30 protein-coding genes, 1 tRNA gene and 1 pseudogene are annotated in these 26,007 nt (G+C 68.3%); 10 read left to right on the forward strand and 22 right to left on the reverse strand.

Features of this window, described 5'->3' with window-relative positions; all coding sequences use genetic code 11:
- Nucleotides 1-26 precede the first annotated feature (26 nt).
- The 3 genes from CK206_RS19690 to CK206_RS15200 are packed head-to-tail and all read right to left on the reverse strand — an operon-like array spanning nt 27 to nt 2,769.
- Entirely contained in the window at nt 27-566 is a 540-nt protein-coding gene (locus CK206_RS19690) for a hypothetical protein (RefSeq protein WP_143337756.1), read from the reverse strand.
- A 14-nt stretch (nt 567-580) separates the two neighbouring features.
- Nucleotides 581-1,420 (reverse strand): AAA family ATPase, encoded by an 840-nt coding sequence (locus CK206_RS15195; RefSeq protein WP_096906905.1) that lies wholly within the window; start codon nt 1,418-1,420, stop codon nt 581-583.
- Nucleotides 1,417-2,769, reverse strand: coding sequence for a serine/threonine-protein kinase (locus CK206_RS15200; protein WP_096906906.1), 1,353 nt, complete (start codon nt 2,767-2,769; stop codon nt 1,417-1,419). Before CK206_RS15200 ends, CK206_RS15195 begins: the two co-directional genes overlap by 4 nt.
- Nucleotides 2,770-3,415: 646 nt before the next feature.
- On the opposite strand from CK206_RS15200, the gene CK206_RS15205 reads away from it, so the two are divergent.
- Entirely contained in the window at nt 3,416-3,793 is a 378-nt protein-coding gene (locus CK206_RS15205; RefSeq protein WP_069388407.1) for an excalibur calcium-binding domain-containing protein, read from the forward strand.
- 46 nt (nt 3,794-3,839) lie between these two features.
- On the opposite strand, the gene CK206_RS15210 is transcribed toward CK206_RS15205, so the two are convergent.
- On the reverse strand, nt 3,840-4,883 hold the full coding sequence (locus CK206_RS15210; RefSeq protein ID WP_096906907.1) for an alcohol dehydrogenase catalytic domain-containing protein: 1,044 nt from the start codon (nt 4,881-4,883) through the stop codon (nt 3,840-3,842).
- Nucleotides 4,884-5,039: 156 nt separating this feature from the next.
- Entirely contained in the window at nt 5,040-5,582 is a 543-nt protein-coding gene (locus CK206_RS15215) for a Dps family protein (RefSeq protein WP_096906908.1), read from the reverse strand.
- A gap of 266 nt (nt 5,583-5,848) precedes the next feature.
- On the opposite strand from CK206_RS15215, the gene CK206_RS19695 reads away from it, so the two are divergent.
- Complete coding sequence (locus CK206_RS19695) at nt 5,849-6,619, forward strand: hypothetical protein (RefSeq protein ID WP_143337757.1); 771 nt, start codon at nt 5,849-5,851, stop codon at nt 6,617-6,619.
- Nucleotides 6,620-6,676: 57 nt separating this feature from the next.
- Here CK206_RS19695 and CK206_RS15225 read toward each other — a convergent pair whose 3' ends face one another.
- From CK206_RS15225 to CK206_RS15260, 8 genes are all read right to left on the reverse strand, one after another.
- Nucleotides 6,677-6,922 (reverse strand): DUF6480 family protein, encoded by a 246-nt coding sequence (locus CK206_RS15225; RefSeq protein ID WP_096906909.1) that lies wholly within the window; start codon nt 6,920-6,922, stop codon nt 6,677-6,679.
- A gap of 47 nt (nt 6,923-6,969) precedes the next feature.
- Nucleotides 6,970-8,088 carry an FAD-dependent oxidoreductase gene (locus CK206_RS15230; protein WP_096906910.1) on the reverse strand — a complete coding sequence of 373 codons (1,119 nt, stop codon included), beginning with the start codon at nt 8,086-8,088 and terminating at the stop codon, nt 6,970-6,972.
- A gap of 13 nt (nt 8,089-8,101) precedes the next feature.
- Nucleotides 8,102-8,986 carry a DUF1295 domain-containing protein gene (locus tag CK206_RS15235; protein WP_096906911.1) on the reverse strand — a complete coding sequence of 295 codons (885 nt, stop codon included), beginning with the start codon at nt 8,984-8,986 and terminating at the stop codon, nt 8,102-8,104.
- 66 nt (nt 8,987-9,052) lie between these two features.
- Nucleotides 9,053-9,125, reverse strand: a tRNA-Gly gene (locus CK206_RS15240).
- Nucleotides 9,126-9,259: 134 nt separating this feature from the next.
- The gene (locus tag CK206_RS15245) at nt 9,260-9,550 is read right to left on the reverse strand and encodes a DUF4287 domain-containing protein (RefSeq protein ID WP_096906912.1); all 291 of its coding nucleotides are present in this window, start codon (nt 9,548-9,550) and stop codon (nt 9,260-9,262) included.
- 51 nt (nt 9,551-9,601) lie between these two features.
- Entirely contained in the window at nt 9,602-10,162 is a 561-nt protein-coding gene (locus CK206_RS15250) for a dihydrofolate reductase family protein (RefSeq protein ID WP_096906913.1), read from the reverse strand.
- 178 nt (nt 10,163-10,340) lie between these two features.
- Nucleotides 10,341-11,318: an RNA polymerase subunit sigma-70 gene (locus tag CK206_RS15255; protein ID WP_216824145.1), complete on the reverse strand. Its 978-nt coding sequence runs from the start codon at nt 11,316-11,318 to the stop codon at nt 10,341-10,343.
- A gap of 76 nt (nt 11,319-11,394) precedes the next feature.
- The gene (locus CK206_RS15260; protein WP_096906915.1) at nt 11,395-11,754 is read right to left on the reverse strand and encodes an Rv2640c family ArsR-like transcriptional regulator; all 360 of its coding nucleotides are present in this window, start codon (nt 11,752-11,754) and stop codon (nt 11,395-11,397) included.
- Nucleotides 11,755-11,852: 98 nt separating this feature from the next.
- Between CK206_RS15260 and CK206_RS15265 the strand changes: the two genes are divergently transcribed.
- Nucleotides 11,853-12,308, forward strand: coding sequence for an ArsI/CadI family heavy metal resistance metalloenzyme (locus CK206_RS15265; RefSeq protein ID WP_096907504.1), 456 nt, complete (start codon nt 11,853-11,855; stop codon nt 12,306-12,308).
- Nucleotides 12,309-12,327: 19 nt separating this feature from the next.
- On the opposite strand, the gene CK206_RS15270 is transcribed toward CK206_RS15265, so the two are convergent.
- The gene (locus CK206_RS15270) at nt 12,328-13,116 is read right to left on the reverse strand and encodes an SDR family NAD(P)-dependent oxidoreductase (protein ID WP_096906916.1); all 789 of its coding nucleotides are present in this window, start codon (nt 13,114-13,116) and stop codon (nt 12,328-12,330) included.
- Nucleotides 13,117-13,310: 194 nt separating this feature from the next.
- Here CK206_RS15270 and CK206_RS15275 point away from each other — a divergent pair, with 194 nt between their 5' ends.
- Entirely contained in the window at nt 13,311-13,721 is a 411-nt protein-coding gene (locus CK206_RS15275; RefSeq protein WP_096906917.1) for a YciI family protein, read from the forward strand.
- Between the two features lie 16 nt (nt 13,722-13,737).
- Here CK206_RS15275 and CK206_RS15280 read toward each other — a convergent pair whose 3' ends face one another.
- Together CK206_RS15280 and CK206_RS15285 are read right to left on the reverse strand one after the other, a co-directional pair.
- Nucleotides 13,738-14,142, reverse strand: a complete 405-nt coding sequence (locus tag CK206_RS15280) for a hypothetical protein (protein ID WP_143337758.1) — start codon at nt 14,140-14,142, stop codon at nt 13,738-13,740.
- Complete coding sequence (locus CK206_RS15285) at nt 14,139-14,531, reverse strand: hypothetical protein (protein ID WP_067716113.1); 393 nt, start codon at nt 14,529-14,531, stop codon at nt 14,139-14,141. Before CK206_RS15285 ends, CK206_RS15280 begins: the two co-directional genes overlap by 4 nt.
- A gap of 155 nt (nt 14,532-14,686) precedes the next feature.
- Between CK206_RS15285 and CK206_RS15290 the strand changes: the two genes are divergently transcribed.
- The 4 genes from CK206_RS15290 to CK206_RS15305 all read left to right on the forward strand — a co-directional run bounded on the left by CK206_RS15290 (nt 14,687) and on the right by CK206_RS15305 (nt 17,577).
- The gene (locus CK206_RS15290) at nt 14,687-14,977 is read left to right on the forward strand and encodes a DUF3072 domain-containing protein (protein ID WP_096906919.1); all 291 of its coding nucleotides are present in this window, start codon (nt 14,687-14,689) and stop codon (nt 14,975-14,977) included.
- 13 nt (nt 14,978-14,990) lie between these two features.
- Complete coding sequence (locus CK206_RS15295; protein WP_096906920.1) at nt 14,991-16,253, forward strand: RNA polymerase sigma factor; 1,263 nt, start codon at nt 14,991-14,993, stop codon at nt 16,251-16,253.
- Nucleotides 16,254-16,395: 142 nt separating this feature from the next.
- Entirely contained in the window at nt 16,396-17,001 is a 606-nt protein-coding gene (locus tag CK206_RS15300) for a hypothetical protein (RefSeq protein WP_096906921.1), read from the forward strand.
- 150 nt (nt 17,002-17,151) lie between these two features.
- The gene (locus tag CK206_RS15305) at nt 17,152-17,577 is read left to right on the forward strand and encodes an organic hydroperoxide resistance protein (protein WP_096906922.1); all 426 of its coding nucleotides are present in this window, start codon (nt 17,152-17,154) and stop codon (nt 17,575-17,577) included.
- 49 nt (nt 17,578-17,626) lie between these two features.
- Here CK206_RS15305 and CK206_RS15310 read toward each other — a convergent pair whose 3' ends face one another.
- On the reverse strand, nt 17,627-18,097 hold the full coding sequence (locus CK206_RS15310) for a hypothetical protein (protein ID WP_096906923.1): 471 nt from the start codon (nt 18,095-18,097) through the stop codon (nt 17,627-17,629).
- A gap of 274 nt (nt 18,098-18,371) precedes the next feature.
- On the opposite strand from CK206_RS15310, the gene CK206_RS15315 reads away from it, so the two are divergent.
- Both CK206_RS15315 and CK206_RS15320 read left to right on the forward strand, forming a co-directional pair.
- The gene (locus CK206_RS15315; RefSeq protein ID WP_096906925.1) at nt 18,372-18,905 is read left to right on the forward strand and encodes a cupin domain-containing protein; all 534 of its coding nucleotides are present in this window, start codon (nt 18,372-18,374) and stop codon (nt 18,903-18,905) included.
- 81 nt (nt 18,906-18,986) lie between these two features.
- Nucleotides 18,987-19,520 (forward strand): cupin domain-containing protein, encoded by a 534-nt coding sequence (locus CK206_RS15320; RefSeq protein WP_096906925.1) that lies wholly within the window; start codon nt 18,987-18,989, stop codon nt 19,518-19,520.
- 33 nt (nt 19,521-19,553) lie between these two features.
- Here CK206_RS15320 and CK206_RS15325 read toward each other — a convergent pair whose 3' ends face one another.
- From CK206_RS15325 to CK206_RS15345, 5 genes and pseudogenes are all read right to left on the reverse strand, one after another.
- Nucleotides 19,554-20,309, reverse strand: a complete 756-nt coding sequence (locus CK206_RS15325) for an SDR family NAD(P)-dependent oxidoreductase (protein WP_096906926.1) — start codon at nt 20,307-20,309, stop codon at nt 19,554-19,556.
- 40 nt (nt 20,310-20,349) lie between these two features.
- Complete coding sequence (locus CK206_RS15330) at nt 20,350-21,216, reverse strand: enoyl-CoA hydratase-related protein (protein ID WP_096906927.1); 867 nt, start codon at nt 21,214-21,216, stop codon at nt 20,350-20,352.
- A gap of 445 nt (nt 21,217-21,661) precedes the next feature.
- Nucleotides 21,662-24,471 (reverse strand): annotated as a pseudogene (locus CK206_RS15335) (aconitate hydratase).
- Nucleotides 24,472-24,751: 280 nt separating this feature from the next.
- Nucleotides 24,752-24,955 carry a hypothetical protein gene (locus CK206_RS15340; RefSeq protein ID WP_096906928.1) on the reverse strand — a complete coding sequence of 68 codons (204 nt, stop codon included), beginning with the start codon at nt 24,953-24,955 and terminating at the stop codon, nt 24,752-24,754.
- Nucleotides 24,956-25,051: 96 nt separating this feature from the next.
- Nucleotides 25,052-25,855 (reverse strand): excalibur calcium-binding domain-containing protein, encoded by an 804-nt coding sequence (locus CK206_RS15345; protein ID WP_254050624.1) that lies wholly within the window; start codon nt 25,853-25,855, stop codon nt 25,052-25,054.
- Nucleotides 25,856-26,007 lie beyond the last annotated feature (152 nt).

Here is a 26,007-nt window from a genome sequence, read left to right on the forward strand (position 1 = left end):
GTCTGGCCCAAACTAAATTGGATTGGCTATTCCGAAGACTCGAGACGGATGCCCAACTCGCTTAGCCCCGCGATCTGCGATGAGTCTTGTAAGTGAATCTGCCCCGCCGGCTGGATTGGCTCCGAAGGCGAGGTTCCGAGTGCTCGCCTGACTCTTAGTAGCGTCCGCTGGTCACCGAGTACGGCATCTGTGTATACCACGGATGTATGGATACTAAGCGATTCCTCCACCATTATTGTCCGAATATCCGCGCACATTTCGGTCAAGCCGATGCTTTTTCCGGATTTGTCGAACCTGTTATCGATGGTTATGAGATTGCTGTTGGCGTTTAGCCGGTCGTGCTCGTCCCAATCCACCGAGATGACGACCCGAATACGCCACTTCCCGTCCTTGACGCCATGCGTCCAGAATTCAGATATCCACTTGTTTTCCTTCGTGCAACCAACGCCGACAAAGGACTTTATCTGGGCGTCGGACCAGCCCAAGTTCCGGAGCGCCTCTTTGAGCGAGATATTGAGCGCGCCGATACGGGATACCGTCGACGAGAAGGTGCGAATCGAAGCCATCGTTTAAGCCTCCGCTAGTTGGGTAATTGCGAAAAGTCGGCTACGTTGCGCCGTTCGGCCTTCCAGTCATCAATGCACCGTATCAATTCGCGCACTTCGTAGCGCACCCCGAATGCAGCCTTGCCGGCGACAAGTTTGTCAAAATCCGCCCGTGATGACTTCTGCTTCGCCATCTCCATAACTTGGGAATGGACGTAGAAATTCAGTAGGTCGGAATAGTCAGAAATTCGTGATGAACCCAGGTGGTCAACGATCTTCTCGGTTGCACTGACATCCAAAGCGTCGGCGTAGATCCCACTGACGATTCTTATTAATTCGCCTCTGTCTGGCTCCCAGTAGAAAAGCCGCGCTCGACCGCTTCTCATTAATGGTTGATAAAGTTTTGTTAGGTCGTTGGCGGTGATGAAAATCGGGGTCCGGAGGACCGGGTCGTCGGTATCGCCGGATGGGCGGTCGCAAATGTCTAGTAGCTCACCCAGAACGTGCTGTCTGTTTGAAGTTGTCTGGACGAGATCGCCCCATTTTCCCACCGCGGCATCGAAGTCGTTTATGACTAAAGCTCTGGCGCCGCCCTGGGACACTGCGCCGCACTCCTCGTAGGCGCGCCGGATCTTTCTTGCGGGCTCTCCGGCATATTGATCCTCGAAGTCGGAGCTCACAAGCGTGCGTGCCTCAACTCCTAGTTCTTCCAGAACTTCGCCTAGTTGGAAACTCTTTCCAGTCCCTGGCTGGCCGTGAATGGCGAGTACTAGAGGAGTTCCTGGAATCACCTGGGAGTGTAGGTTCATTGTCAGATGGGCGTATACCATTCCTCGGAACCGGTCGCTGACCACGACGGTGCTTCTCTTGCTCATTCCAGATACCCCTCTTCCCGGTACTTGGCGGCCAAGCGTCGTAGGCGCCGGCTTAGCGATGGAACCTGTCTTGGGGCCTCTGGATCTGCGTCGACTAGGTACACGCCGTTCCGATCATTCGCGCTGTCCTCGCCGCCAAGCTCTCCTGCTGTGCCGGAAGACGCAGTACCTCGAGCTCTGTCGCGTCCCTCACGGGAGTCGCGCTGATGCGCTGGAGCTTCCTTGTCAACGCCCCGCGGATGATGGGCTCTCGGGCGGCGCCGTTCGATCTGATTGTCTGCGGAAGTTTCAGAGTTGCCTGGTTCGACCGGACTTCTCTGATTGATCATTTCCGTCTGCAGGTAGACGGGCCGAAAGGGACTGCCATCTGGACCGACAATCTCCGTCAGGACGCGCGTGCCGTCGAAATCATGCTCGCCTGGTGTGGGGCTGTCGTCGTCCTCGCCGGGGTCGATCAGGCTGGTCTCTTTTCCAAACAGCGCTCGGTCTAGGTCACGTACAAAACCGATACAGGACTCATGCCTCGCCTGGGGGTTCAAGGCGAGCCCTCTTTCGAGCACGGTTAGAGCCTCTACCGGGATTTTGCTCTTCGATCTTTGTGCTAGGCGAGCTAGCTCCTGGCTGGTTCTTCCGGCCAGGCCCATCGGAAATTGTAGAACTGATTTCGAACCCGGGTTGATCCCCGTCAGGCTTTCCCATGCCACTGCGGCTAGCGACCATCGGTCGGATTCAACGCCCCGCTCGTCTCGTCCGCGCTGATAAGCTTCAGGGGCGAAGTAGCCCCCTGTGCCCACAACAAAACCGTGTTCTGTAATTTGGGAGTCGGATATGGCTTTAGATATGCCGAAATCCACCAACACTGCGCTAGTGTACGGGTAGTTCACCGGACATATTATGTTCCCAGGCTTTACGTCACGATGGACTATCGGATCGCGTTGTGATTTCACCGACTCGTTATTGTTGTGAAGGAAGTCCAATGCCTCGGCGACGCTCCCGAGGATACGAATTGTGGAGGCCCAATCTAGCGTTCCCAGTCTGATCTTCGACCTAAAGCTTTCGCCGGTTATCAATTCCATCGCCAGCCACGGCAGCCCATCGAACTCTCCAACGTCTAAGTAGATTGGCAGAAACGGTGCACGCATGCGTCCCATCACCCGAAACTCTCGGCGAAGGCGAGCGGCTCCGCAGTTTTCGGCTACGTAGCTCGACTTGAATATCTTAATGGCGACCTGCCGATCAAAGCGTGCATCATACGCTTCGTAGACTGAACTACTACCGCCTTTGGCGATGTGGCGTCCTAACGTATAGTGTTCGCCTATTGCCTGGCCGGATTGTAATTCTCGCATCATCTCTCCGCTCGAGCTGGAACATGAGCCGCCCACGATTGGTGGCCGTGTGAACGTCTTCGGATTAGGAAGCCTGCGTGGAGATGGGCGTCCGATCAATTTCCTGCTTCCGCGAATGTGGAAAGTGGATGAATGGTTCTAAGCGTCGTTCTCTTCTGGGGTTGACGTTGCCTGCCGCGATTAGCGGCGGGTTGTGGTCAGAGGCGGTTGATTGCGTATTAGTAAACATTAGTTGGAACGTACACGTAGTAGCAGGCGACTTCCGTCGTACGTTCGTGCCTACTTTGATCGCCGTGTCCCCGAATTCGGCGGGCTCGCTTCGCAATAGGGCCGTTCGCGACTGAGGGGAGGTTTAGTGGGATGCGGGTTGGCTGGGATTCTCGTGGATCTCGGCGGGGTTCTTAGCCAGCAGCCGGTACTAGCCGCGCGAAGCACTCAACTGGGCGGCCGCGGTGGTGATCCGCAGGCGGGTCGTCGTCGTCGTCGTCGTACTCTCCTCCGCCACCCCAGCGGCGACCCGATTCGCGCCCCACACCGCGGCGCGGCGCAGATCCGCGCGAAACGGTCAGCGACGTGAACATGACTCGGTTAATCTGAGCTCACTATTCAACGCCACTCTCATGGCCTTCCCCCCCTCGAGGTTCTCACCATGATCCGTCGTTCCCTCACCGCTCTCGGCCTGGCGACTCTCGTCGCTCTCGGCGCCGCTCCCTCCGCCGTCGCCGCCGAGATCCCCGTCGGTTCGGGGGTCATCGCCGTGCCGGACATCGCGCCGATCGTCGTACCGGTCCCGATGGGATTCGACCCCGCCACCCTGCCGCTCCTGCCGTTCCCGCTGGTCTGGGCCCCGCAGTTCATGCCCGCGCCGGTCGAGAGTGCGCCCGCGACCACGCCGGCCCGTCGGCTCTCGGGCTGTCGCGAGGCGTGGGACCTCGGAGTGGCCCCTATCCACCGCGGCAGCGAGTACTACGACCCGTCGATGGACGGCGACAACGACGGCATCGCCTGCGAGCGGGACAACCGCTAGGGCCGGCTGGCTCCTTCGGCGGGGTGGGCGTGGTCGCCTCGCGGGGCTACGTGTCGTGCGGCGCGATCACCGCCCGCCCGCTGATCTGGCCGTCGACGAGCTGCTGGTAGGCCTCCAGGGCCCGGTCGAGCGGGTACACGTGGACCTCCGGTGAGATCCTGCCCGCCCGGTACAACTCCACCACCTCGTGGAGGTCCTCGAGCGTGCCCCAGTAGGTGGAGGAGAAGTCGACCTCGTAGGGCAGCTTGAAGACGTTCCAAGCGAAGTCGTCGCCGGCCAGGCCCACCACCGTCAGCGAGCCCTGCTGGGCCACGCAGGCCGCGGCGAGTTCGAGGGTCGGGGCGGCGCCGACGAAGTCGAACACCGCGTTGACGCCGAGCCCGCCGGTGAGCTCCCGGATCTTCTCGGCGGCGCCGTCGGTCGGGACACCGATCGCGCCATCGGCTTCCGCGGCGGCGACCGCGTCGGGCTTGGTGTCGGTGGCGTAGACGGTGGCCCCGGTGAGCGCCTTGATGATCTGCACCCCGACCAGGCCCAGACCACCCAGGCCGATGCACAGCGCGCTCGCTCCGGGCGTGGTCAGGTGGGGCAGCGCGCGTTTGATGGCGTGGTACGGGGTCAGGCCGGCGTCGGCGAGCGGGGCCGCGGCCACGGGGTCGGCGTCGCCGAGGGGGACGAGGTTGCGGGCGTAGGTGGTCATATACTCGGCCATGCCGCCGTCGCGACCCAACCCGGTGGCGAGGTAGCCCACCGACGGCACGTCCTGGCAGTACGTGTCCTGCCCGCGCGAACACGGCTTACACCGGCCGCAGCCGATCGGGCCGTAGACCAGGTAGGCATCGCCCTTCGTGAGCCCGGTGACGCCCGGGCCCAGCTCCTCCACCCAGCCCGAGACCTCGTGGCCCAGGGTGAACGGCGGGGTGAGAAAGCCCGTGGGGTCGCCGGGATAGTCGTGGAACAGCCCCACGTCGGAATGGCACGCACCGGAACCGGCCACCTTGAGCAGAACCTCACCGGGGCCCGGGGAGGGCCGATCGACGTCCTTGAGTACGGGAAAGGTCTTGAAACCCTCGAATACGATTGCCTTCATGGCTGCGCACCTCGCTGAATCGCCGGAGGACGCACCGTACGAGTGACGCCCATCACAAGTATCCCCCGGCTGTCCAGAGGCGCCGGCTGTCCAGAGACGCCAGCGGGCCGGACCCCGGGGAGGGGTCCGGCCCGTCGGTTCGGTGCGCGTCGCGCGTCAGGCGGAGGCGTCCCTGGCGGCGGCCCTCTCCGAGGCGTCGTCAGCGGTGGGCAGGCTGCCGGCGGCGTTCTCGAGGTGCGCGCGCACGAACCACTGGAACTTCTCCAGCTCCGCGGTCTGGCCGATGAGGATGTCCTCGGTGACCGGGTCCACGTCGCCGGCCACCGAGATGGCCTTGCGGTGATCGGAGATCATGCCGTCATAGACCTTGTCGAGCGCACCGAGGTGGGCCTGCGCGGTGTCCCGGCCGAGGGAGTAGTCGTCCCACGAGCGGTGATCGGCGTTCGCGCCCATCGTGCCCACCGGCGAACCGCCCAGCGTGGCGATGCGCTCGGCCAGCACGTCCGCGAAGCCGCGCACCAGCTCGACCTGCGGGTCCAGCATCTCGTGCACCGAGATGAAGTTGGGACCCACGACGTTCCAGTGCACATGCTTGAGCGTGAGGTGCAGGTCGTTGCACGCCGTCAGGCGCTTCTGCAGCGTCTCGGCGAGCGTGGCGGAGTCGGCGCTGGACAGTCCGGGAACAGTGAATTGAGGCATGGCTCGACCGTAGCGGCGGGCTCGGCCGGTCGCGACCGATCGGCGCTACGGTGCGAACCGCCGACCGGCGCGGCCCGGCGATCGGCCCGGTGATCGGCCGGGGATCGGCCGTGAGGTTGACACCGTCAAGACCAGGACAACCGTCCAAAACGGCGGGTTTCGACCTAGCATCAGGAGCGCCGACCCGTGGCGAGCACCAGCTCACCTGCCGGCCACCACGCCCGCATCGAGCGGCCCCGCGGCCGTCGCCTGAAGACAGGAATCACATGACATCACGGACCCTCCGATCCCTCGCCACCGGCGCGGCCGCGCTGATCGTCGCCTCCGGGCTCGCCGCGGGAACCGGGGTCGGCGTCGCCGGTGCCGAGCCCGTCACCGCAGAGCCCACCGCCACAGAGTGCGCGACCTCGCAGACCGTGACGTTCAACGACGCCTCCACCCTGTGGACCGACTACCACCTCACCAAGGAGGTCGTGGGCGACGGCACCGCCGCCCCCGGCGGGACCGTGACGTTCCGGACCACCGTCAGCGGCGCGGGGGCCCTGGTCGGCCGGATCGACGACTTCCACCCGGCCGGGTTCGAGCTGGTCCGGGCGCGGGAGAGCGTCTGGTACCTGGTCGGCGGCCAGACGTGGTCGACGGTCACCGACGACGTGATCCGCGATTCCGCCACCAACTCCGTCCGCCACTCCGGGGCCGGATGGACTACCGCCGGCAACGCCAAGGCCACCCTCGAGACCACCTACCGCGTGCCCGACGACGCCACCCCCGGCGACGTGCTCAACACCGGCGCCGCCACCACCCTCGTCCTGGCCAGCGGCCGCAAGGTGGCCAACCCCATCAACACCTGCGTCACCATCCGCGAGCCCAACCCCGCCGAAGCCGTCACCGGCAGCCTCGAGGGACTGGGTCTGGGGTCGCTGACCTCCGGCTCGAGCGCGCTGGGCGACATCGGCGCCGACCCCGCCGTGGTCTCCGCCGACCTCATCAACAACATCGACGTCGGGCAGCTGATCGGCGCCGTCGCCGGGAGCTGAGCCCTGGAGCACCGAGGGCCGCGGCAGGATCGGACTCTGCCGCGGCCCTCGTCGTCGTCACCCCAGTCCGAACATCCTCCCGACGAGCCCGAAGACCAGCACCAGCACCACCAGGACGACGATCGCCAGCAGCACCACGATGCCGACCCGCGAGTTCGACTTGGTCGGGCTCTGGCCCGTGCGAGCGCTGTCCGAGGCCAGGGAGGTGGAATCCGAGTCCGGCGTCATGGGACCCACGGGGGAGCCGCCCGCGTCGAGGTCGGGGGAGTCGCTGGGATCCGGATCCGGGGGCGTAGTCGTCATAGCCCGTGTGTACACGATTCGCCGCGGGCGCGATCGCCGCGAGCGGGTCACCGCGGTCGGCGCCGCACCCCGCCGTAGATCCCCTGGCGGGTGATGAGGCGCTGGAGCACGACGTCGTTGACCCGCGCCGGCACGCGCACGCCTTGGCCGGTGGGCGCGAACACGATCAGGCCGTCGCGGAGCGGACCGAGCACCGAGCCCCATCGGCGCGGCGGCCGGCGGTAGGCGCGTAGCGGTCGGCCGGCGAGATGCGCCCGGATGTTGCGCGCGAGCAGGACGTGCCCGCGGTTGCGGGCGGAGGTGCGCAGCGGGTCGGTGGCCGCGACATCCCCGACCGCGAACACGCCCGGATGCCCGTTGACCTGCAGTGACGGCTCCACCGCGACGAAGCCGCGGTCGTCGAGCACCCCGTCGGGCAACCACGCGGTGTTGGGGGTGACGCGGCCGATCGCCCAGATCACCACGTCGGCGTCGGCCAGCGGCTGCCCCGTGGTCCAGGTGACGGGCCCGCCGGTGAGGTGGCGGGTGTCGTGGTCGGGCGGCAGGTCCGCGCGGTGCCCGGGGTGCATGCCCACGCCGAGGCGCTCGAGGCGGGACCGCACGCGCAGCCAGACGCGGTGGTGGTGATGGGGCAGCGCGCGCTCGCCGGGGAAGTAGAGGTCCACGGCCGTGGCCGGCCACCGCTCGGCCACCTGCGCGGCCGCGCTCACCGCCGCCGCGCCGCCGCCGATCACCGCCACCGACCCGGCCGCCGCGAGGCGCTGGTGCGGCGAGGCGAGGTCGGCGTCGACGTCCGCCGCGTCCCGGATGGTGGGGTGGCGCCAGAAGCCGTTGGTCACCCCGGTGGAGACGACGACGACGTCGTACGGTTCCTCGGCCACTGTGCCGTCCGCACGGGTCACGCGCACGAGCCGCTGCTCGGGGTCCAGGCCGGTCGCGGTGCCGTGCACGATGCGCGTGCGGTCGAGCCCGCGGAACCGGCGGTAGGCGATGCGGTAGTCCCGCTCCCACGCCTCCGGCCGGGCCAGGCGCAGGCCGAGCTCTTGGCCGCTGACGAACTCCGGCGTGGCGGTGATGCCCACGACGTCGGCGTACCGGCGCAGCGCGATGGCGGTGAGGACGCCCGTGTCGCCGAGTCCGACGATCACGACGCGGGGTCGGGTCATACGCGGTGCCGCGTCACACGCGGGCGGTGGCCTTCCTGGGCGGTCGCGGGAGGAACCGGGACACGCGCTGCACGACGTCGTCGTACTCGGGGCGGCGTTCGAGGCTGCGGCGCTCCATCATCGGGATGCTCACGCCGAGGAACATGGCGAGCATCGCGGCGGCGCCGACGAACACCCACCACGCGCCGGGCCAGGCGGCCAGGCCGAACAGGGCCATCGACAGCCAGATGCCGCACTCGCCGACGTAGTTCGGGTGCCGCGACCACGACCACACCCCGGTCTGCATGACCTGGCCCGGCGTACGGGTGGCGAGGAAGCGGTGCATCTGCAGGTCGGCGACCGTCTCCAGGGCCAGTGCGGCGATGCCGACGGCGAACGCGACGATGTCCAACCAGCCGAGTGGCTGCCCGGCGCGCGTGGCCACCACGTAGACGGGGACGAGGCCGGCGAACACCACCAGGGTCGGGAAGACGTGGATGCCCATGAGGTCGGCGACGAGGCCGAACTTCCCGGCCCGCTCGCGGACCAGCGGGTAGCGCCAGTCCTCGTGGTGCATCCCGGGGAAGGTGCGGACCCAGTTGGCGGTGAGGCGGATCGCCCACGCCACCAGCACGGCCATCATGAGCCACCAGCGGACGTCGTTCACGCCGGCATCGGCGGCGACCCACCAGTAGAACGCCAGCAGCGGCGGGATGACCGACCAGTAGGCGTCGTACGTGCTGGAGTTCCGGAAGATGCGGCTGGCCACAAAGATCACGAGTGTCGCCACGAGGTCGGCGATGAGCCCGTCCAGCCACAACTGCCCGGTGCCCGGACCCCACACCAGCCACGCCAATCCGGCGGCGATGGCGATGACGTACGCGAGGGTGATTCGCAGGAGGGACGCGCCTCTACTCATGTCAGGAGGGTAGAGCGGCGTCCGGCTGTTGGTTGAGGAAACAGCGAATGCCATGTGGTTCACGAGAGCGGATGACGAGATTCGAACTCGCGACCCTCACCTTGGCAAGGTGATGCGCTACCAGCTGCGCCACATCCGCATCGCTCCGCAGGCTCGCGCTCGCTCACCGCGTTGCGAGAAAGAACTCTAGACCATGCCTCCGGGCTGCCGTCGGGGAGGTACCCCTCGGGCGCCCGCGTCGGCCGCCGGCCCTGTCACGGGCCGGCCGTCCTGTCACCTGTCGGGGTTGGTGGCCGCCCCGTCCAGCCACAGCGGGTCGGAGGCGTCGGAGTGGGAGCCCCCCGACCCCACGTGCTTCGGGTCGATCGTCGGACCCGTGGTGATGACGTGGCCCAGCGCCATCCCGTGTCCACGGCCCAGGTCGTAGTCCTCCTTGAGCCACGCGAGGATCGGGCCCGCCTTGGTTCCGGGGCCGAAGCCCTTCTCGGTGGCGGCGTCGACCAGTTGCCGGGGAGTGAGTCCGGTCTTGGTCTCGATCGTGTCGAGGTAGGCCTGGAATGACATGGGGTTCTCCTTGCTGGTGGGTGATGTGCGTGTGGGTGCTGGGCGGGCCGGTCAGGCGGCCGGGGTGTCCGGGCGGACGGAGTAGGTGGCGACGATGTTTCCCGCCGGGGTCTGGGTGGAGCTCCGCAGTTGCAGCCGGATGGTGGGGACGGAGTCGTCGAAGAGCCTGCGACCGTCGCCGGTGATCACCGGGTGGATGGTCAGGGTGAGTTCGTCGACCAAGCCGGCCAGCACCAGTCGTCGGGTCGTCTCGATCCCGCCGCCCACGGCGATGTCGCCGCCGGGCCGCGTGCGCAGCTCCTCGAGGTACTCCGCCGGGTCGCCGGAGACGATCGTGCTGTTCCACGGCAGGTCGCCGGTCAGCGTCGAGGTGAGCACGTGCTTGCGGACCGGGTTGACCCACTGGGCGAACGGGTCGTCGGCGTAGGTGGGCCAGAACCCGGACCATTCCTGCCAGAGCGTGCGGCCCAGCACCAGGTCCGTGGTGGTGGTGGTCATCTGCTGCATGGACTGCATCTCGTCGGGGCCGAACGCGTCGAACTGCCAGCGCTCCGCGTGCTCGGACACGCCGTTGAGCGTGGAGAACATGTGCGCGGTGATCCTGCGGCTCATGATGATCCCTCCTGCGGGGGTTTCGGGGGCCGGTCGAGCGGGTGCTCGTGGCCCGGGGGAGTTGCCTTCACAGGGGTAGACGGAACGGGGCGGCGGAAATGGTCGGCGCCGCGAATAATTCTTCGGTGCGCGGGTCGGCCAGCAGGCCGGTGGGGTCGGGGGCACAGGGGCTCCGCGCCTACGGCAGCTGTGCGGGGAGGCCGAAATCGGCGAAGTGGTGTGCGCCGATGAAGTGGGTGATGGCCGAGATGCGTCCGGCGTCGGAGTCGAGGACGTGGATCGCGAACGGCTCCCAGCGCTGGTCGCCGGCCTGGTGGTAGACCGCGACGGCTGGCCGGTCGTTGGCGGAGGTGACGATCGTGCGCGCGTTCCGGCAGACCTCGCCCGGACCACGCCACCACCGTTCGATCTCCTCCGCTCCGCGCAGCCAGAGTTCGAACGGCGGCATGGTGAACTCGGCGTCGTCGGTGAGCAGGGCGACCAGGCGGTCGACGTCGTAGGCCTCGAACGCCGCGACGTACTGCTCGAGGAGGCGCGCGTCCACGTGGGGGTCGGGGCGGGGCGACGACGACGACGAGGTGTTCTCCGTCGGCCCGGGGAGCGCGGTCTCGTGCTGGGACAGGGTCTTCCGGGCCCGGGCGAGCGCGGAATTGACGGAGGGGAGCGTCATCCCCAGGAGTTCGGCGCACTCCGCGGCCGAGTGGTCGAGGACGTCGCGGAGGAGCAGGACGACCCGCTGCCGGGGCGGCAGGTACTGGAGGGCGGCGACAAAGGCGAGCCGGACGGACTCACGCTCGATCGCGGTCGCAGAGGGGTCGATCCCCAGGTGCGCGTCGCTCGCCGGGCCGATCCAGGTGGTCTCGGGCAGGGTGGTCAGCGTCGTGGGGTCGTCGGGTACGCGGCCGGGTCCGGTGAGGTCCGCGGGCAGGGCCCTGCGCTGCGGAGCCCGGGTCATGTCCAGGCAGACGTGGGTGGCGATCGAGTACAGCCACGTGCGCAGGGACGACCGGCCCTGGAACCCGGCGGCGTCCCGGGCCTTCCACGCGCGGAGCATGGTCTCCTGCGTCGCGTCCTCGGCCTCGGCGAAGCAGCCGAAGTAGCGGTAGCAGTAGCCGAGGATCTCGCGCCGGTAGTCCTCTGCCTCGATCGTGTGCACGCAAGACAGTGTCCGCCGAGGCGCGACGACCGTGGGGTGGTTTGCGCGTCGACTGAGTGGTCAGCCTGCCGGGCGGTCAGCGGCAGCAGTTCGGGTCGAGCACCCCGCGCAGGGCGTCGAGCGACTCTGCGCGGGCCCGGTGGTAGACGTTCATGCCGCGGCGCTGCGAGTCGACCATGCCGGCCTTGCGCAACTGCCCGAGGTGGTAGCTGACGGTGGATTCGGCCAGGTCGACACCCATGGCGAGGTCGCAGGTGCACACGCCGTCGCCGCTGTCGGTGAGCAGGATCGACACGAGCTTGAGGCGGACCGGGTCGGCGAGGGCCTTGAGGCGCAGCGCCAGTTCGAGGGCGGCGGCATCGCTCATGGGGGCGGCCGACACGGGCTCGCAACAGATGGGTCCGCTGACGTCGATCACCGGGAGCGCTCTGGGCATGAGCCGATCCTAGCGACCCTCTTGACATATATCGAAGAGCGGGAGCATTCTGGCGGGGTCGAACTAATTCGATATACGTCGCACAGGTGGAGGTCACCATGTCCCGCGCTCAACTCGCCCTCAACGTCGACGACCTCGACGAGGCGGTGACGTTCTACTCCAAGCTCTTCGGCGTCCAGCCCGCCAAGCTCAAGCCGGGTTACGCGAACTTCGCGATCGCCGAGCCCCCGCTCAAGCTCGTCCTGCTCGAGAACCCCGGCAAGGGCGGTTCCATCAACCACCTCGGGGTGGAGGTCGAGTCGTCGGAGAAGGTGCACGCCGAGATCGCCCGTCTGACCGACGAGGGGCTGTTCACCGACGAGGAGATCGGCACCACCTGCTGCTTCGCCACCCAGGACAAGGTGTGGGTCACCGGGCCGGCGGGGGAGAAGTGGGAGGTCTACACCGTCCTCGCCGACTCCGAGACCTTCGGCACGAGCCCACAGCACCTCGACGACCCGGCCGACTCGACCCGTTCCGAGGGGGCCGCGACCGCGGGCTCGTCCTGCTGCTGAAGGCCCTCGTCGTCGTTCCTCAGTCCACCGACGGCGCCCACTGCACACCGTTGATGTGCGCCCCACCGTCGACGAACAGGGTGTTGCCGGTGAGGTAGCGGCTGGCGTCGCCCGCGAGGAACGCCGCCACCGGGCCGATGTCGGCGAGCGGGTCGCCGACGCGGCCCATCGGATTGGCCGCCGCCATGCCCGCCGCCATCTCCGGATCGGCCTCCGCCACCCGCCGATAGGCCTCGCTCTGCGCGCCGGGGCAGATGACGTTGCAGCACACCTGACGCGGCGCCCACTCCCGGGCGGCCGTGCGGGTGAGGGTCCACAGCGCTTCCTTGGCCGCGTTGTACTGCACCGAGTACATGTGCGCGTTGACGCCGTTGAGCGAGCACAGGTTGATGACCCGGCCGGTCCCGCGCTTCTCCAGCTCCGGCAGGGCCGCCTGCATCGCCCAGAACGCGGCCATCACGGCCATGTCGAAGCCGGCGCGCAGCTTGTCGTCGGTCATGTTCTCCAGGCGGGCGAACCCCGATCCCCGCCAGGCGTTGTTGACCAGGATGTCCAGGCGGCCGAAGCGGTCGGTGGCGGCGTCCACCATGGCCAGGACCTGCTCCTTGTCGGTGACATCGGTGCGCACGAACTCGGCCTGCGCACCCCACTCGTCCCGCAGCCACTGCGCGGTGTCCGTGCCGGCGGCCTCGTTGATCTCGGCCACCACCACCGACGCGCCCTCGCGGGCCAGCGCCCCGGCGATCCCCCGGCCGATGCCCATCCCGGCACCGGTCACCACGGCCACCCGTCCGTCCAGAGTTCCCATGCCCATCCTTAAGTCGGTTTCTTAAATTGATTACCGGAACAAGTTCTACTAGAAACTATGCGCCCGGCGCGGCGGATCGGCGACGGCTCGGGCCATGGCGGTGGGCGGCGGCCCCGACGTCGAGAACCCGCGACCTGTTCCGTCTCCCCGATGAAGCGACCACACTGGGTCGCACAGCACGAGGAGGTTCTGTCATGGCCAAGTACCTGATGCTCAAGCACTATCGCGGCTCCGCACCCGAGGAGCCCACCTATCCGCCGCTGGGCGAATGGGACCCCGACGACGTCGCCGCCCACTTCCAGTACATGGAGGACTTCGCGGACCGGTTGCGGGACTCCGGGGAGTACGTGGACTCCCACGCACTGTCGGAGTCGGGGACGTGGGTGCGGTACGACGGCGAGGGCCGCCCGCCGCTGACCGACGGCCCCTTCGCCGAGACCAAGGACCTGATCGCCGGCTGGATGATCATCGATGTGGCCGACTACGACCGGGCCCTGGCGCTCGCGTCCGAGCTGTCCGCGGCCCCGGGCCCGGGGGGCGAACCGATCCGCGAATGGCTCGAACTGCGGCCGCTGCTCAGCGCTCCGACCGAGATCGAGGATTGACCGCGGCCGGTCCGCCTCAGTCGGCCCAGCGCAGGCCGAGCAATTCCATCGCGCGGTTAAGGTCTGCGTCACCCGTTCCGAGACCCGCGTTGTCGAAGCGCGGCGCCAGGATGGCTGACACGTCCCCATCTCGGGAGCGTTCGAAGATCGCCCACAAGGTGAGGTCGTCCCCGTGTCGGGAGGTGAATTCGATTCCGTCGAGTGGGACGTCGTCTACGTCCGTGACCCCGTGGAGCCAGGAGGCGATTCTGGAGCCTCCGGGGTCGTCCCACCGTCCATCGAATCGGCCGTCCTCGGCGTAAGCCCAATCGGTCCACTGCCACGGTGTGGCAGCGAATCCCACGCGGTGAACTGTTATGGCGGTGTGTCTCCGGACGACTATGTCGCCGGCGTCGGTACGGACTACCGTCTCGCGGCTCATCCGACCGATACGAATTGACGCGCGGCGGCGAGCACCATCGGGCCGGTTTCTCCGACGTCACCATCGCGGAGCAGCAGAGCCGGGGCCCTGTCATCGAGAAGCGGATTGAGTCCTTGCATCCACGCCTGGGCGACCGCCGGGGAATCGCGCTCGCAGATCATTCGAGCGATCCGGTAGGCGATTCGAAGCCGTTCCACGGTTTCCGGCCCGGCGATCTGTCGGGTGCCGTCGGCCCATCCCCGTACCGCACGGGTTTCTTTGACCTGCCCCAAGTAGGCGACCAACCGATCACCTAGGAGTGGCCGGAGTGCACCGACGAGCTCGGCGTTCGTCATCCGGTTCGCCTCTTCGAACGCGGCGAGATCCGGCCGCCGATGAAGTATCGCCATCGTGATGCTCCCTGACGTGTGGGCTGTCACTGCTGAATCCCACCTTGTTTCCCACATCGTATCCCCAGCAGGTCCCAGTGACCATCCCCATTCTGGCGTCGGGCACCCCGCACTGGCCGGTGGTTCGACCGGGAGCGCGGGCGTACCGTGCGGGCATGACCAACCCGGACGCGACCACCCCGATGCCCGACGAGAACCAGAACCGCGCGGAGGAGACCCTCGGTTCGCCCGTCCCCGAGGGCCGGACCGCCGACGGCAGCTCGGTGCAGCGTGACCCCGACGACTGGGTCACCGGCGACGAGCCCATGACGGAGGCGCAGAAGAGCTACCTCGATACCCTCGCCCGCGAGGCCGGCGAGGAACTCCCGGCGACGCTGACCAAGGCCGAGGCCTCCGAGCACATCGACCGCCTGCAGAAGAACAGCCCGCGCACCGGCCACGCCTAGACGCACCGATGCCATGACCGCCCCCGACCTCCGGACGCTGACGCCGCAGGTCATCGGCATCCTCATCCGCCGCGGCGCCGACTTCGCCACGGCCGAGGACGCCGTCCAGGAGGCGCTCATCGAGGCACTGCGCGTCTGGCCTGACGACCCACCGCGCGACCCCTGCGCCTGGCTGACGGCCGTGGCCTGGCGCAGGTTCCTCGACATCGTCCGTTCCGAGGGCGCCCGTCGTCGCCGGGAGCAGCGGGCGGCCGAGGAACAGGGGCTGGGCTCGTCGTCGCTGTCGTCGTCGTTGCTCGTGCCTCCGGGCCCCGGTGACCGGACCACGGCCCCGGGGCCCGCGACAGCACCCACCGACGACACCCTCTGGCTCTACTTCCTGTGCGCCCACCCGTCGCTGCCGATGCCGTCGGCGATCGCGCTGACCCTCCGCGCGGTGGGTGGGCTGACCACCCGCCAGATCGCGCGGGCGTTCCTCGTGCCCGAGGCGACCATGGCGCAGCGAATCAGCCGCGCCAAACGCACCATCGCCGGCGAGCGCCTCGACCGGCCCGGCGACGTGGCCACCGTGCTGCGGGTGCTGTACCTGGTGTTCAACGAGGGCTACACCGGCGAGGTCGACCTGGCCGCCGAGGCCCTGCGCCTGACCCGGCAGCTGTCGGCGGCCATCGACCACCCCGAGGTGCGGGGTCTGCTCGCGTTGATGCTGCTGCACCACGCGCGCCGCGCCGCGCGGTTCAGGAGCGGCGGGGCCGGGGGTGACGCCGGTGCTGGCGAGGACGCCGACGACGGCGACGACGACGAGCTGATCCCCCTCGCCGAGCAGGACCGCACCCGATGGGACGCGCGGGCGATCGCGGACGGTGTCGCGATCCTGCAGGCAGCGCTCGCACGCGACCAGCTGGGGGAGTACCAGGCGCAGGCCGCGATCGCCGCTCTGCACGCCGACGCCGCGCGCACCGCCGAGACCGACTGGGTCCAGATCGTCGAGTGGTACGACGAGCTACTCGCCCTGCGCGACAACCCCGTGGCGCGGCTCGGGCGGGCCGTCGCGGTGGGCCACGCCGTCGGCCCGCACGCCGGCCTGGCGGCGCTGGTCGACCTGCCGGAGTCGCTGCCCCGGCGCACCGCCGCGCAGGCGTACCTCCACGAACTGGCGGGGGACACCGGCGGGGCCGCCGGGCTGTACGGCCGCGCCGCCACCGAGGCGACGTCGGTGGCCGAGCGCCGGTACCTGGCCCGCAAGGCAGCCAAGCTGCGGCGGGCGGAGTCCTGAGAGTCGTACCGGCGGCCACGTTTCCAGCATGTTTCGAGTCGGCCCAGCCCCTCGCTGCGGGCGACCGCGCGGCCTAGAATTCGCTGGAGAAGGCGAGGTGCCCGCGATGACTCTTCAGAACCGGACGGCGTCACGGAGAAGCGTGTCCGAGGACACCGCGGAGCGTGCGCTGCGGGACCTCGACGACCGCCACTTCACCGAGGTCATGCTGCGCGAACTCCGGCGACGCCGGACGTTCCTCAGGGTGGCCGACCAGGTCGACGGCGCCCTGCGGACAGCGCGGTTCCCGATCGGGGATCCGTTCCGCCCGCCCGCGGACCCCGCCGCCGCTGCCCGTCGCGCGATGATCGCCTCCGCCGTCCACAGCGCTGTCCTGCAGGTGCCCCACGCCTGCTCGTCCGAGGCGTGCGAGATCCTCGTCCAGCGGGGCGTGGTGTCCAGCTCCACGCCTGCCGATGCGCTGCGGACGTTCGCGCGGGACGGCCGACTCATCGTGCTCCGCGGCGACCGACGGTGGGTGTACCCGCGCTTCCAGCTCGGCCACTTCGACCCGCGCGACCCGGACAACATCGTCGCCGTGATCAACCGGATGCTCGACGCCGGCCACTACCCGGAGGCCGCCACCGCATGGTGGACCGCGCCGGCCGACTCCCTGCCCGATCGTCGCTCGCCAATGGGGTTGCTCGGACGCGACCACGACACACTCCGCCAGCTCGCCGGGGCGTACGCGGCCGCGGCCGACCTCTGAGCGGTTCGACCGAGCGTGGAGTAGTCCGCGGCGGGGGTGACTCCGAATCCCTTCCGGCCGCCCCGACCGGGCGCCACGACCCCGACATCGCCCGCTGCCGCGGCGTACGTTGGGCCACACCTGCACGCCCCCCACCCGAGGAGATCCTGAATGTCCGATGCGCTGTACACCGTCGAAGCCCTCTCCACCGGCGGCGGCCGGGACGGGCACGTCGCCACCGCCGACAAGGCCGTGGACCTGGAGATGGCCCCGCCCAAGGAGCTCGGCGGCTCGGGCGAGGGAAACAACCCCGAGCAGCTGTTCGCCGCCGGGTACGCCGCCTGCTTCCACTCCGCCCTGCAGAGCGCGGCGCGGGCGAAGAAGGTCACGATCAACGGCTCGTCCGTGGGCGCGCGGGTGTCACTGGTGCGCTCGGGCGAGGAGAGCATCGACATCGCCGTGGACCTCGAGGTCATCATCCCCGGCGTCGAGGCCGAGAAGGCCGACGAACTCGCGAAGCTGGCCCACGAGCTGTGCCCGTACTCCCGGGCCACGCGGGGCAACATCGAGGTCACCGTCTCGGTCGGCGAGGACTGAGGCCCGGCCCCGTCAGTGGGCCGCTCGGGGCGTGGGCTAGGTGAACGGGCTACGAGAGCGTGCGATCCGTCAGCCACCAGGTCACGGCGCGGTTCACCGGCTCGCGCGTGGACCCGTCGCCCAGGCGGGGCACGTCGAACCACACCCGTAGGGGCGGCCCACCGATCGCGGGCACGTCCACGAACTCCAGCGAACGCTGCCTCGAGTCGAAGCCCCACCTGTTGATGGTCGAACACGAGATGACCGGCACGAAACCCGTCGCACAGATCACCTCGGCGCGCGGCTCGAGCGGGGTCAGGACCCTCGTCCCCGGGATCGCCGGGTTCCAGAACGCCGGGTCCTCCGGCCCGAGCACGTCGCTGACGACCTGCGGCATCCCGCGGGGCACCGGAGGCGCCGCGGCGGGCAGTCCCGCGGCGTCCGGATCGGCGGCAGCGGTGGCGGTGCCGAGCGCACTCACCGCGCCGGCCAGGGCGACCGCGAGGCCGAGACTCCGACACGCGAAATGGGGCAGGGGCACGGCAACTCCTGGGTGGGTGAGAGAGGCCCCACGCTAGCAGCGGGGTCGCGCGACCGGTTCGGCCTTCCGCGAGGCGGCGGCGCTTCGATGAGGGGTTGCCCTCGTCGTCGTCCCCGTCGTCGTCGTCCCTCCACAGGCCGGCATGGTCAGCGCCGCGCCGGACACACACGGCAGAAGAACGATGGAGCGCCGAATCTCGATGCCGTTCGCTGATAACGTTCAGGTAGCCGACCGGAGCCCCCTTCGGTCCGAGCAGACTCAGGGATCAGTAGGTATGCCCCACAGACTGACCAGATCGTCCATCTCGGTACTCGCCGGTGTCTGCGTCCTCGCCACGGCCGCGTGCAGTCCCGACGACCCGACGGCGGAGACGCCCGAGGTGAGGACCGTGAACCCGACCGAGCCGCTCCCGCCCGCCTCGACGATCGCGGGGTCGCAGCCCTTCCTGGCCGTCGACATCGTGCAGGGCCGACAGGCCCGCCCCGTCGACCTACAGGTCGACGGCGGCGAGGACGGCGTCTCGGTGACCTTCCGCGAGATCACGATCGAGCCCGGGGCGAGCACCGGCGAACACTGCCACCACGGATCCCTGATCGCCGTCGTCAAGCAAGGCGAACTCACGCACTACTCCGATCGCCACCCCGGCGGCTCCCGCATCTACCGCGTCGGGGACTCGAACATCGAGGAAGCGGGCTCGATCTATGAAAGCCGGAATCACGGTACGGAGGACGTGGTTCTGATGGCGACCTACGTGACCCCGGTCGGCAAGGAGCTCCTCGAGACGGACCTGACGAAGTGTGAGGCGTGAGCGGCCTGCTCGTCGGCTGAGGGGTCAGCGGGGGTCAGCGGGGGAGCTGCCCGTCGTCGATCGACTCAGGGATCAGTAGGTATGCCCCACAGACTGACCAGATCGTCCATCTCGGTACTCGCCGGTGTCTGCGTCCTCGCCACGGCCGCGTGCAGTCCCGACGACCCGACGGCGGAGACGCCCGAGGTGAGGACCGTGAACCCGACCGAGCCGCTCCCGCCCGCCTCGACGATCGCGGGGTCGCAGCCCTTCCTGGCCGTCGACATCGTGCAGGGCCGACAGGCCCGCCCCGTCGACCTACAGGTCGACGGCGGCGAGGACGGCGTCTCGGTGACCTTCCGCGAGATCACGATCGAGCCCGGGGCGAGCACCGGCGAACACTGCCACCACGGATCCCTGATCGCCGTCGTCAAGCAAGGCGAACTCACGCACTACTCCGATCGCCACCCCGGCGGCTCCCGCATCTACCGCGTCGGGGACTCGAACATCGAGGAAGCGGGCTCGATCTATGAAAGCCGGAATCACGGTACGGAGGACGTGGTTCTGATGGCGACCTACGTGACCCCGGTCGGCAAGGAGCTCCTCGAGACGGACCTGACGAAGTGTGAGGCGTGAGCGGCCTGCTCGTCGGCTGAGGGGTCAGCGGGGTCAGCGGGGGAGCTGCCCGTCGTCGATCTTGATGACGGTCCCGGTGACCGCCTCCGACGCGTCGGACACCAGGTAGAGCAGCGTCGAATCGATCTGCTCGGGCTGGCCGAGGCGCTGACGGGGGAGCCCGGGCGCGATGTCGCCGACGCGGGCGAGCATGCCGTCGGTCATCTCCGAGGCGAAGACCCCCGGGGCGATCGCGTTGACGTTGATGAACTTGCGCGACCACTCCACGGCCAGGGCCTCCGTCATCCGACTGACCGCGGCCTTGGTGGTGGAGTAGAGCGCTGCTCCGTTGCCGTCGTACTGGTAGGCGCTCATCGACGTGATGTTGACGATCCGCCCCGGCACCCCGGCCTCGATCAGGCGGCGGGCGACGCCGGTCGCCATGAGCCACGGGCCGCGGACATTGGTGTCCAGCACGGCGTCCACCAGCTCCAACGTCATCTTGTGCGCACGCTGCGCGTCCGGAATGCCGGCGTTGTTGACGAGGATCTGCGGGAGGCCGATCTGCTCGGTGACTTCGGTGAGGCAGTCCTCGATGGAGGCGGGGTCGGTGACGTCGAGCCGGACGCCGTGCGCCTTGCCGCCGCTCCGGCCGATGGACTCGACGACCTCCCGGATCCGCTCGGTGCGCCGCCCGGTGACGACGACAGTCGCGCCCGCGCCTGCGAGCACGTGGGCGAACCTGGCGCCCAGTCCGGCGGTCGATCCGGTGACGATCGCGACGCGACCCGTGAGGTCATCAGCAGGCATGGGGGGTCCTATCGGTTGTGGGGCCCGAGAGCGGCCGGGGTCAGGAGAAGAGGTCGGGCAGGCCGTCGGACACGCGGTCCGGGAACTCCGGCTCCTTCTTGGCGAGGAACGCGGTGACGCCGGCGCGCACGTCCGCCGACTTACCACGGGTGTAGATGCCGATCGACTCGGCGCGGTGGGCCACCTCGGGATCGGACGCGCCGAGCATGCGCCACAGCAGCTGGCGGGTCAGCGCGGTCGACACGGGCGACGTCCCCCGTGTCATCTCGCGTGCGACCTCGATGGCGCGCGGTAGAACCTCATCGGCCGGGAGCACCTCGCTCACCAGCCCTCGCTCCAGGGCCTCGGCGGCGAGGATCGTCTTGCCGCCCACAGCCCATTCGATCGCGGTGGAGATGCCCACGATGCGGGGCAGAAACCACGTCGAGCACGCCTCCGGCACCAGACCCCGGCGCGTGAACACGAACCCGAACTTGGCGGTGTCCGCGGCGATGCGCACGTCCGTCGGCAGGGTCATGGTCACCCCGACCCCCGCGGCCGACCCGTTGATCGCCGAGATGACCGGCTTGGTCATGCGGAAGATGCGCAGCGCGACCTGACCGCCGGTGTCCGGCGGGGCCTCGCCGGTGTCGACATCGGGGTCAGCCGCGAACGTGTCGCCCCCGCCCGAGATATCGGCCCCCGCGCAGAACGCCCGGCCCGTGCCGGTGAGGACCACAGCACGCACATCGTCGTCCGCATCGCAGTTGTCCAACGCGGTGATGATGTCCGTCAGGTTCTCGTAGGTCGCCGCGTTGAGCCTGGCCGGGCGGTTGAGTCGGATCACGGCGATCTCGCCGTGGCGATCGAGGATGACCTCGGGCTGGTCGGGCGGGTTCTCGGAAGCCTGATCCGGCGAGGGCTGCATGGTGTCGGACGTTACCTGCCTTGCCGGGGGGTCTGCGACGTTCCGTCGAACCCGCACTTGAGTCCAGCCGAGCAGAGATCACACCTGTGGGAAGGCGACCATCTTTCTCGTCCTCATAATGTGAGATGTACCCGTGTAAATACTGAGCAATTCGAAGTGATCGGGTGTAAGATCCTTCGAGTACGTTCCAGCGCCGCGTCGAACTGCACTAACGGCGACCCGAGCTCGGCCCCTATTCCAAAGGTTCTCTCATGTCTGACCCGTCATCCCTTACTTCCGCCGGTTCGGAAGGCCTCGACGACGCGGGCGTGCGCGAGAGCTCACCTCGTCGTCGTCGACACCTCGCGAGCCAACTCGCGCCTCATCGACAAGACAGTTCAGCGCACCCACCACTCGCGGAACGTGTGCGGAACGCTCTTCTCGATAAGAAGCGTGGGGCGCGGCGTCAGAGCATCTGCCGGAGCATGTACGGCAGGATGCCGCCGTGCTCGTAGTACGCCTCCTCCGCCGGGGTGTCGATGCGGACCTTCGCCGTGAACTCGACCGCCGAGTCACCCTCCCCGGCGCGGACCGTCACCTCCTCCGGAACGCTGTCCCGGCCCTCGAGCCCTGTGATGGAGAACAATTCGTCGCCCTTGAGACCGAGACTCTCGGCGGACTCGCCCTCGGGGAACTGCAAGGGCAGGACGCCCATCCCGATGAGGTTGGAGCGGTGGATCCGCTCGTACGACTGCGCGATCACCGCCCGGACCCCGAGCAGCGACGTGCCCTTGGCCGCCCAGTCCCGCGACGACCCGGACCCGTACTCGGCGCCGGCGATCACCACAACGGCACTCCCTCCTCGGCGTAGCGGTTCGAGGCGTCATAGATGCTGGTCTGCTCACCACTCGGGAAGTGGGTGGTGACCCCGCCCTCGGTGCCGGGCGCCAACAGATTCCGGAGCCGGACGTTGGCGAACGTGCCACGGATCATCACCTCGTGATTGCCGCGCCTCGACCCGTACGAATTGAAGTCCGCCGGCTCGACCCCCTGCTGCTGCAGGTACTCGCCCGCGGGCGAACTGGGCTTGATCGCCCCGGCTGGTGAGATGTGGTCCGTGGTCACGGAATCGCCCAGCAGCGCCAGGACGCGGGCGTCGGTGATGTCCCGCATCGGCTCGGGCTCGACCGCCATTCCGTCGAAGTACGGCGGCCGGCGGATGTAGGTGGAGTCCCCGGTCCAGTCGAACTTGTCACCCCCCGGCACGTCCATGCCGCGCCAGTTGTCGTCCCCGTCGAAGACGTCGGCGTAACCCTTGGTGAACATGTCGGCCTCGAGATTGGCGTCCACGACCTCCTTGATCTCCGCCGAGCTGGGCCACACATCACGGAGGTAGACCGGCTCGCCGTCCGAGCCCGTTCCGAGCGGGTCCTCGAGCAGGTTCTTGCGCATCGTCCCGGCCAGTGCGTAGGCGATGACCAGCGGCGGAGACGCCAGGAAGTTCATCTTGACCTCCGGGTGGATGCGGCCCTCGAAGTTGCGGTTGCCCGACAGGACTGCGGCGACGTTGAGGTCCTTGTCATTGACCGCCTTGCTCACCGCCGGGGTCAGCGGCCCGGAGTTGCCGATACACGTCGTGCAGCCGTAGCCGACCAGATCGAACCCGAGCTCCTCCAGGTACGGGGTGAGGCCGGACCGGTCGTAGTAGTCCGTCACGACCCTCGACCCGGGGGCCAATGTCGTCTTGACCCACGGCTTGGGCTTCAGACCCCGCTCGACGGCCTTCTTGGCCAGCAGCGCCGCACCGATCATCACCGAGGGGTTGGACGTGTTGGTGCACGAGGTGATCGCCGCGATGACCACGTCCCCGTGGTCGAAGATCACAGGCGACTCGTCGCCGTCGATCATGATCTCCGCCGGATCGCTCGGCCACCCGAGCTCGGCGTTGGCGGTCAGCTGCTCCTCGGAATAGTGGCGGGGAGGCTCGTTCTTCGCCGTAGTGGAACCGGGGGAGACCGGGTCGCTGGCGGGGAAGGAGTCCGCCGAGGCGTCATCCAGACTCCCGTCGTCCTTCTCCGACCGGTTCTTCTCCTCGTCGAGATTGCCGAGCACCACGGCCGGCGCATCGCCCAGCGCGATGCGGTCCTGCGGCCGCTTGGGCCCGGCGATCGACGGAACCACCGTCCCCAGGTCCAGCTCGATGACCTCGCTGTACTCGGCCGGGTTGTCCGGGTCGTGCCACAGGCCCTGCTCCTTGGCGTAGACCTCGACCAGCTCGATCTGCTGCTCCGATCGACCGGTCAGCCGCAGGTAGTCCAGCGTCTCGTCGTCGACGGGGAAGATGGCGCAGGTCGAACCGAATTCGGGGCTCATGTTGCCCAGCGTGGCCCTGTTGGCCAGCGGGACCGCGGCGACGCCCGGGCCGAAGAACTCCACGAACTTGCCCACCACGCCGGTCTGGCGCAACAGTTCCGCCACGGTGAGGACGAGATCGGTGGCAGTGGTGCCCTCCCGCAACTCGCCGGTCAGCTTGAGCCCGATGACCTGCGGGATCAGCATGCTCATCGGCTGGCCGAGCAACGCGGCCTCCGCCTCGATTCCGCCGACGCCCCAGCCCAGCACGCCGAGGCCGTTGACCATAGGCGTGTGGGAGTCGGTACCGACGAGGGTGTCCGGGTAGGCCTGGATCATACCGTCGGCCCCCTCGCGGGTGAAGACGACCCGCGACAGGTATTCGAGGTTGACCTGGTGGCAGATGCCGGTGTTCGGCGGGACCACCACGAAGTCGGCGAACGACTCCTGCGCCCACCTGAGCAGCTGATAGCGCTCCTGGTTACGGCCGAACTCCAGCTCGGCATTGACCTCGAACGCATCCGGGCGACCGAAGACGTCCGCGATGATCGAGTGGTCGATCACGAGCTCGCCGGGGATGAGCGGATTGATTTTCTTGGGGTCGCCGCCGAGGTCGGTGATCGCATCGCGCATCGCGACCAGATCGACCACGCACGGCACCCCGGTGAAGTCCTGCATCAGCACCCGGGCGGGCGTGTACTGGATCTCCCGCTCCGGCGGGGACTGGGGAGTCCACTCCCGCAGTGCCTCGACCTGCTCGGCCGTCACCACGCGACCGTCCTCGTTGCGCAGGAGATTCTCCAGCAGGACCTTGAGGCTGTAGGGGAGCGGGACCGCGGTGGAGACCTGATCGAGTCGGTAGACCTCGTAGTCCACGCCCCCGACTGCCAGCGAATCCCTCGAACCGAAACTGTTGACACTCATGACCGGCCCTTTCGTAGAGGTGCCGGTGTGGCCCGTGCTAGTGACGAGGATCACCGGCGTTGTTGCCGACCCTACTCCCGAAAACCGGAAGTTATAAGGCGTCACGCGTACCCGGGCTGGGGCTCGAGAGGGTCCCGGGCGGAAACGATCTGGAGGGCTCATCCGCTGACGAGGGCCGGTTCGGAATTCCCTGTTCAGGCAATCCGAACTCAGACGCTGTCTTCGTCGTCGTCGGATCCAACTGGCCCACTCGCATGGGAGGCTCGCTGATCGCGCGGGGTCAGACGCCCTGGTCGTCGTCACCCTCCGCGTCGCTGTCGCCGTCGTCGGCGGGCAGTTCGATGGCCTGCTCGGCGACGTCGGCCGGATTCGCCTCACGGAAGGGGTCCTCGACGGTCACCTCGGGCTCGTACTCCTCAGGTGCGGAGACTGAATCCGGGCCCGGGGTGTACTCGTCCGGGTCGATACGGTCCTCGGCGATCATCTCGTCCTCCTCCTGGCGCAGGGGCGTCTGTCTCCACCTCTAGCAGCCTCCCGCGGGCGGCGCCAGTGGCGGAACACACAGCGACGACCAGCCCAGCTATGTGTCGCAGCCGATCCCGTCGCCGTCCTTGTCCAGGTGGGTCGCGTAGCCCGGCTCGCCTTGGTGGATCGGATCGGCGCCTGCGGCCCGAACCTCGGTGCAGTTCTTGTAATAAGTATCGACCACCGGGGGTACGTACTCCTCGACCGGCTGCGCAGCAGGGGCCGGGGCGGGTGCGGGGACGGGCTCGGCAACCGGGGCGGTAGCCGGCGCAGGCGCGAAGTCGGCGGGCGGCGGGGGAGCTGGCTGGACGAATGGCGCCTGCGGTGGTCCGGGCTCGCCGGGCACTGGGGCCACAGGCTCGGCAAACGGGCCGGGGATAGGCTCTAACGCTGGCGGCAGGGCGTCCGCAGACTCGCCCACCGGGAATTGTGCGGCCGGCTGAGGCGGAGGGGCGGCCTCTCGAAGATCAGGGCCCTTTTCCGGCGCGCTGATCGCGGCGACCGGGGCCGAGTTCGCCTCCTCGAAACCGCCAGCGACCGCGGCTCCCGCGAGGCCGATACCCGCCACCACGGCAGCACCGATGGTCGCCGCGATCACGCGATCCCGCGTGAACGCGGACCTCAACTGACCGGCGGACGGGAACGCTGGCGACGGCGGGGCCGACTCTGTCAACTCGGTCGGGTAATCCGACGGAGCGGGGTATGGAACCGGCGGGAACGCGGGATCGGGCTTCCTCCGGAACTGGTTGCTGAACAGGGACGTGATCTCGCGCAGGGGCTGAACGGGAGCGGAGTCAGGTGTCTTATCGCGGGGGTCGTCCTTCTTGAACGGGTTGCGAAAACGGTCGAAAGTGCCCACGGATCTCCTTGACCAGCACGTCTTGCATGAGGGGGACGTCTGCCTCGGGTCCACTTCGCGTGTCTGGCTTCGGCAGCTCAGGAGAAACGTTAACTTATCTGCCGGCGTGTGGAATGGGATTCAGCCATCGGAAGAAGTTTGCTTTGCTGGTC

Origin of the sequence: Dietzia sp. WMMA184 (assembly GCF_002441635.1) — a bacterium.
GTDB classification, from domain to species: Bacteria; Actinomycetota; Actinomycetes; order Mycobacteriales; family Mycobacteriaceae; genus Dietzia; species Dietzia kunjamensis.

Bases quoted from the DNA above. Each gene is read 5' to 3' on its own strand.
- CK206_RS15325 (WP_096906926.1), bottom strand. From the start codon at position 20,309: ATGCCTGCTGATGACCTCACGGGTCGCGTCGCGATCGTCACCGGATCG.
- CK206_RS15205 (WP_069388407.1), top strand. From the start codon at position 3,416: ATGATCCGTCGTTCCCTCACCGCTCTCGGCCTGGCGACTCTCGTCGCT.
- CK206_RS15340 (WP_096906928.1), bottom strand. From the start codon at position 24,955: ATGATCGCCGAGGACCGTATCGACCCGGACGAGTACACCCCGGGCCCG.
- CK206_RS15275 (WP_096906917.1), top strand. From the start codon at position 13,311: ATGGCCAAGTACCTGATGCTCAAGCACTATCGCGGCTCCGCACCCGAG.
- CK206_RS15320 (WP_096906925.1), top strand. From the start codon at position 18,987: ATGCCCCACAGACTGACCAGATCGTCCATCTCGGTACTCGCCGGTGTC.
- CK206_RS15250 (WP_096906913.1), bottom strand. From the start codon at position 10,162: ATGAGCCGCAGGATCACCGCGCACATGTTCTCCACGCTCAACGGCGTG.
- CK206_RS15315 (WP_096906925.1), top strand. From the start codon at position 18,372: ATGCCCCACAGACTGACCAGATCGTCCATCTCGGTACTCGCCGGTGTC.
- CK206_RS15230 (WP_096906910.1), bottom strand. From the start codon at position 8,088: ATGACCCGACCCCGCGTCGTGATCGTCGGACTCGGCGACACGGGCGTC.
- CK206_RS15270 (WP_096906916.1), bottom strand. From the start codon at position 13,116: ATGGGAACTCTGGACGGACGGGTGGCCGTGGTGACCGGTGCCGGGATG.
- CK206_RS15305 (WP_096906922.1), top strand. From the start codon at position 17,152: ATGTCCGATGCGCTGTACACCGTCGAAGCCCTCTCCACCGGCGGCGGC.
- CK206_RS15280 (WP_143337758.1), bottom strand. From the start codon at position 14,142: ATGAGCCGCGAGACGGTAGTCCGTACCGACGCCGGCGACATAGTCGTC.
- CK206_RS15235 (WP_096906911.1), bottom strand. From the start codon at position 8,986: ATGAGTAGAGGCGCGTCCCTCCTGCGAATCACCCTCGCGTACGTCATC.
- CK206_RS15215 (WP_096906908.1), bottom strand. From the start codon at position 5,582: ATGCCTCAATTCACTGTTCCCGGACTGTCCAGCGCCGACTCCGCCACG.
- CK206_RS15260 (WP_096906915.1), bottom strand. From the start codon at position 11,754: ATGCCCAGAGCGCTCCCGGTGATCGACGTCAGCGGACCCATCTGTTGC.
- CK206_RS15200 (WP_096906906.1), bottom strand. From the start codon at position 2,769: ATGATGCGAGAATTACAATCCGGCCAGGCAATAGGCGAACACTATACG.
- CK206_RS15210 (WP_096906907.1), bottom strand. From the start codon at position 4,883: ATGAAGGCAATCGTATTCGAGGGTTTCAAGACCTTTCCCGTACTCAAG.
- CK206_RS15225 (WP_096906909.1), bottom strand. From the start codon at position 6,922: ATGACGACTACGCCCCCGGATCCGGATCCCAGCGACTCCCCCGACCTC.
- CK206_RS19690 (WP_143337756.1), bottom strand. From the start codon at position 566: ATGGCTTCGATTCGCACCTTCTCGTCGACGGTATCCCGTATCGGCGCG.
- CK206_RS15195 (WP_096906905.1), bottom strand. From the start codon at position 1,420: ATGAGCAAGAGAAGCACCGTCGTGGTCAGCGACCGGTTCCGAGGAATG.
- CK206_RS15290 (WP_096906919.1), top strand. From the start codon at position 14,687: ATGACCAACCCGGACGCGACCACCCCGATGCCCGACGAGAACCAGAAC.
- CK206_RS19695 (WP_143337757.1), top strand. From the start codon at position 5,849: ATGACATCACGGACCCTCCGATCCCTCGCCACCGGCGCGGCCGCGCTG.
- CK206_RS15265 (WP_096907504.1), top strand. From the start codon at position 11,853: ATGTCCCGCGCTCAACTCGCCCTCAACGTCGACGACCTCGACGAGGCG.
- CK206_RS15295 (WP_096906920.1), top strand. From the start codon at position 14,991: ATGACCGCCCCCGACCTCCGGACGCTGACGCCGCAGGTCATCGGCATC.
- CK206_RS15285 (WP_067716113.1), bottom strand. From the start codon at position 14,531: ATGGCGATACTTCATCGGCGGCCGGATCTCGCCGCGTTCGAAGAGGCG.
- CK206_RS15245 (WP_096906912.1), bottom strand. From the start codon at position 9,550: ATGTCATTCCAGGCCTACCTCGACACGATCGAGACCAAGACCGGACTC.
- CK206_RS15330 (WP_096906927.1), bottom strand. From the start codon at position 21,216: ATGCAGCCCTCGCCGGATCAGGCTTCCGAGAACCCGCCCGACCAGCCC.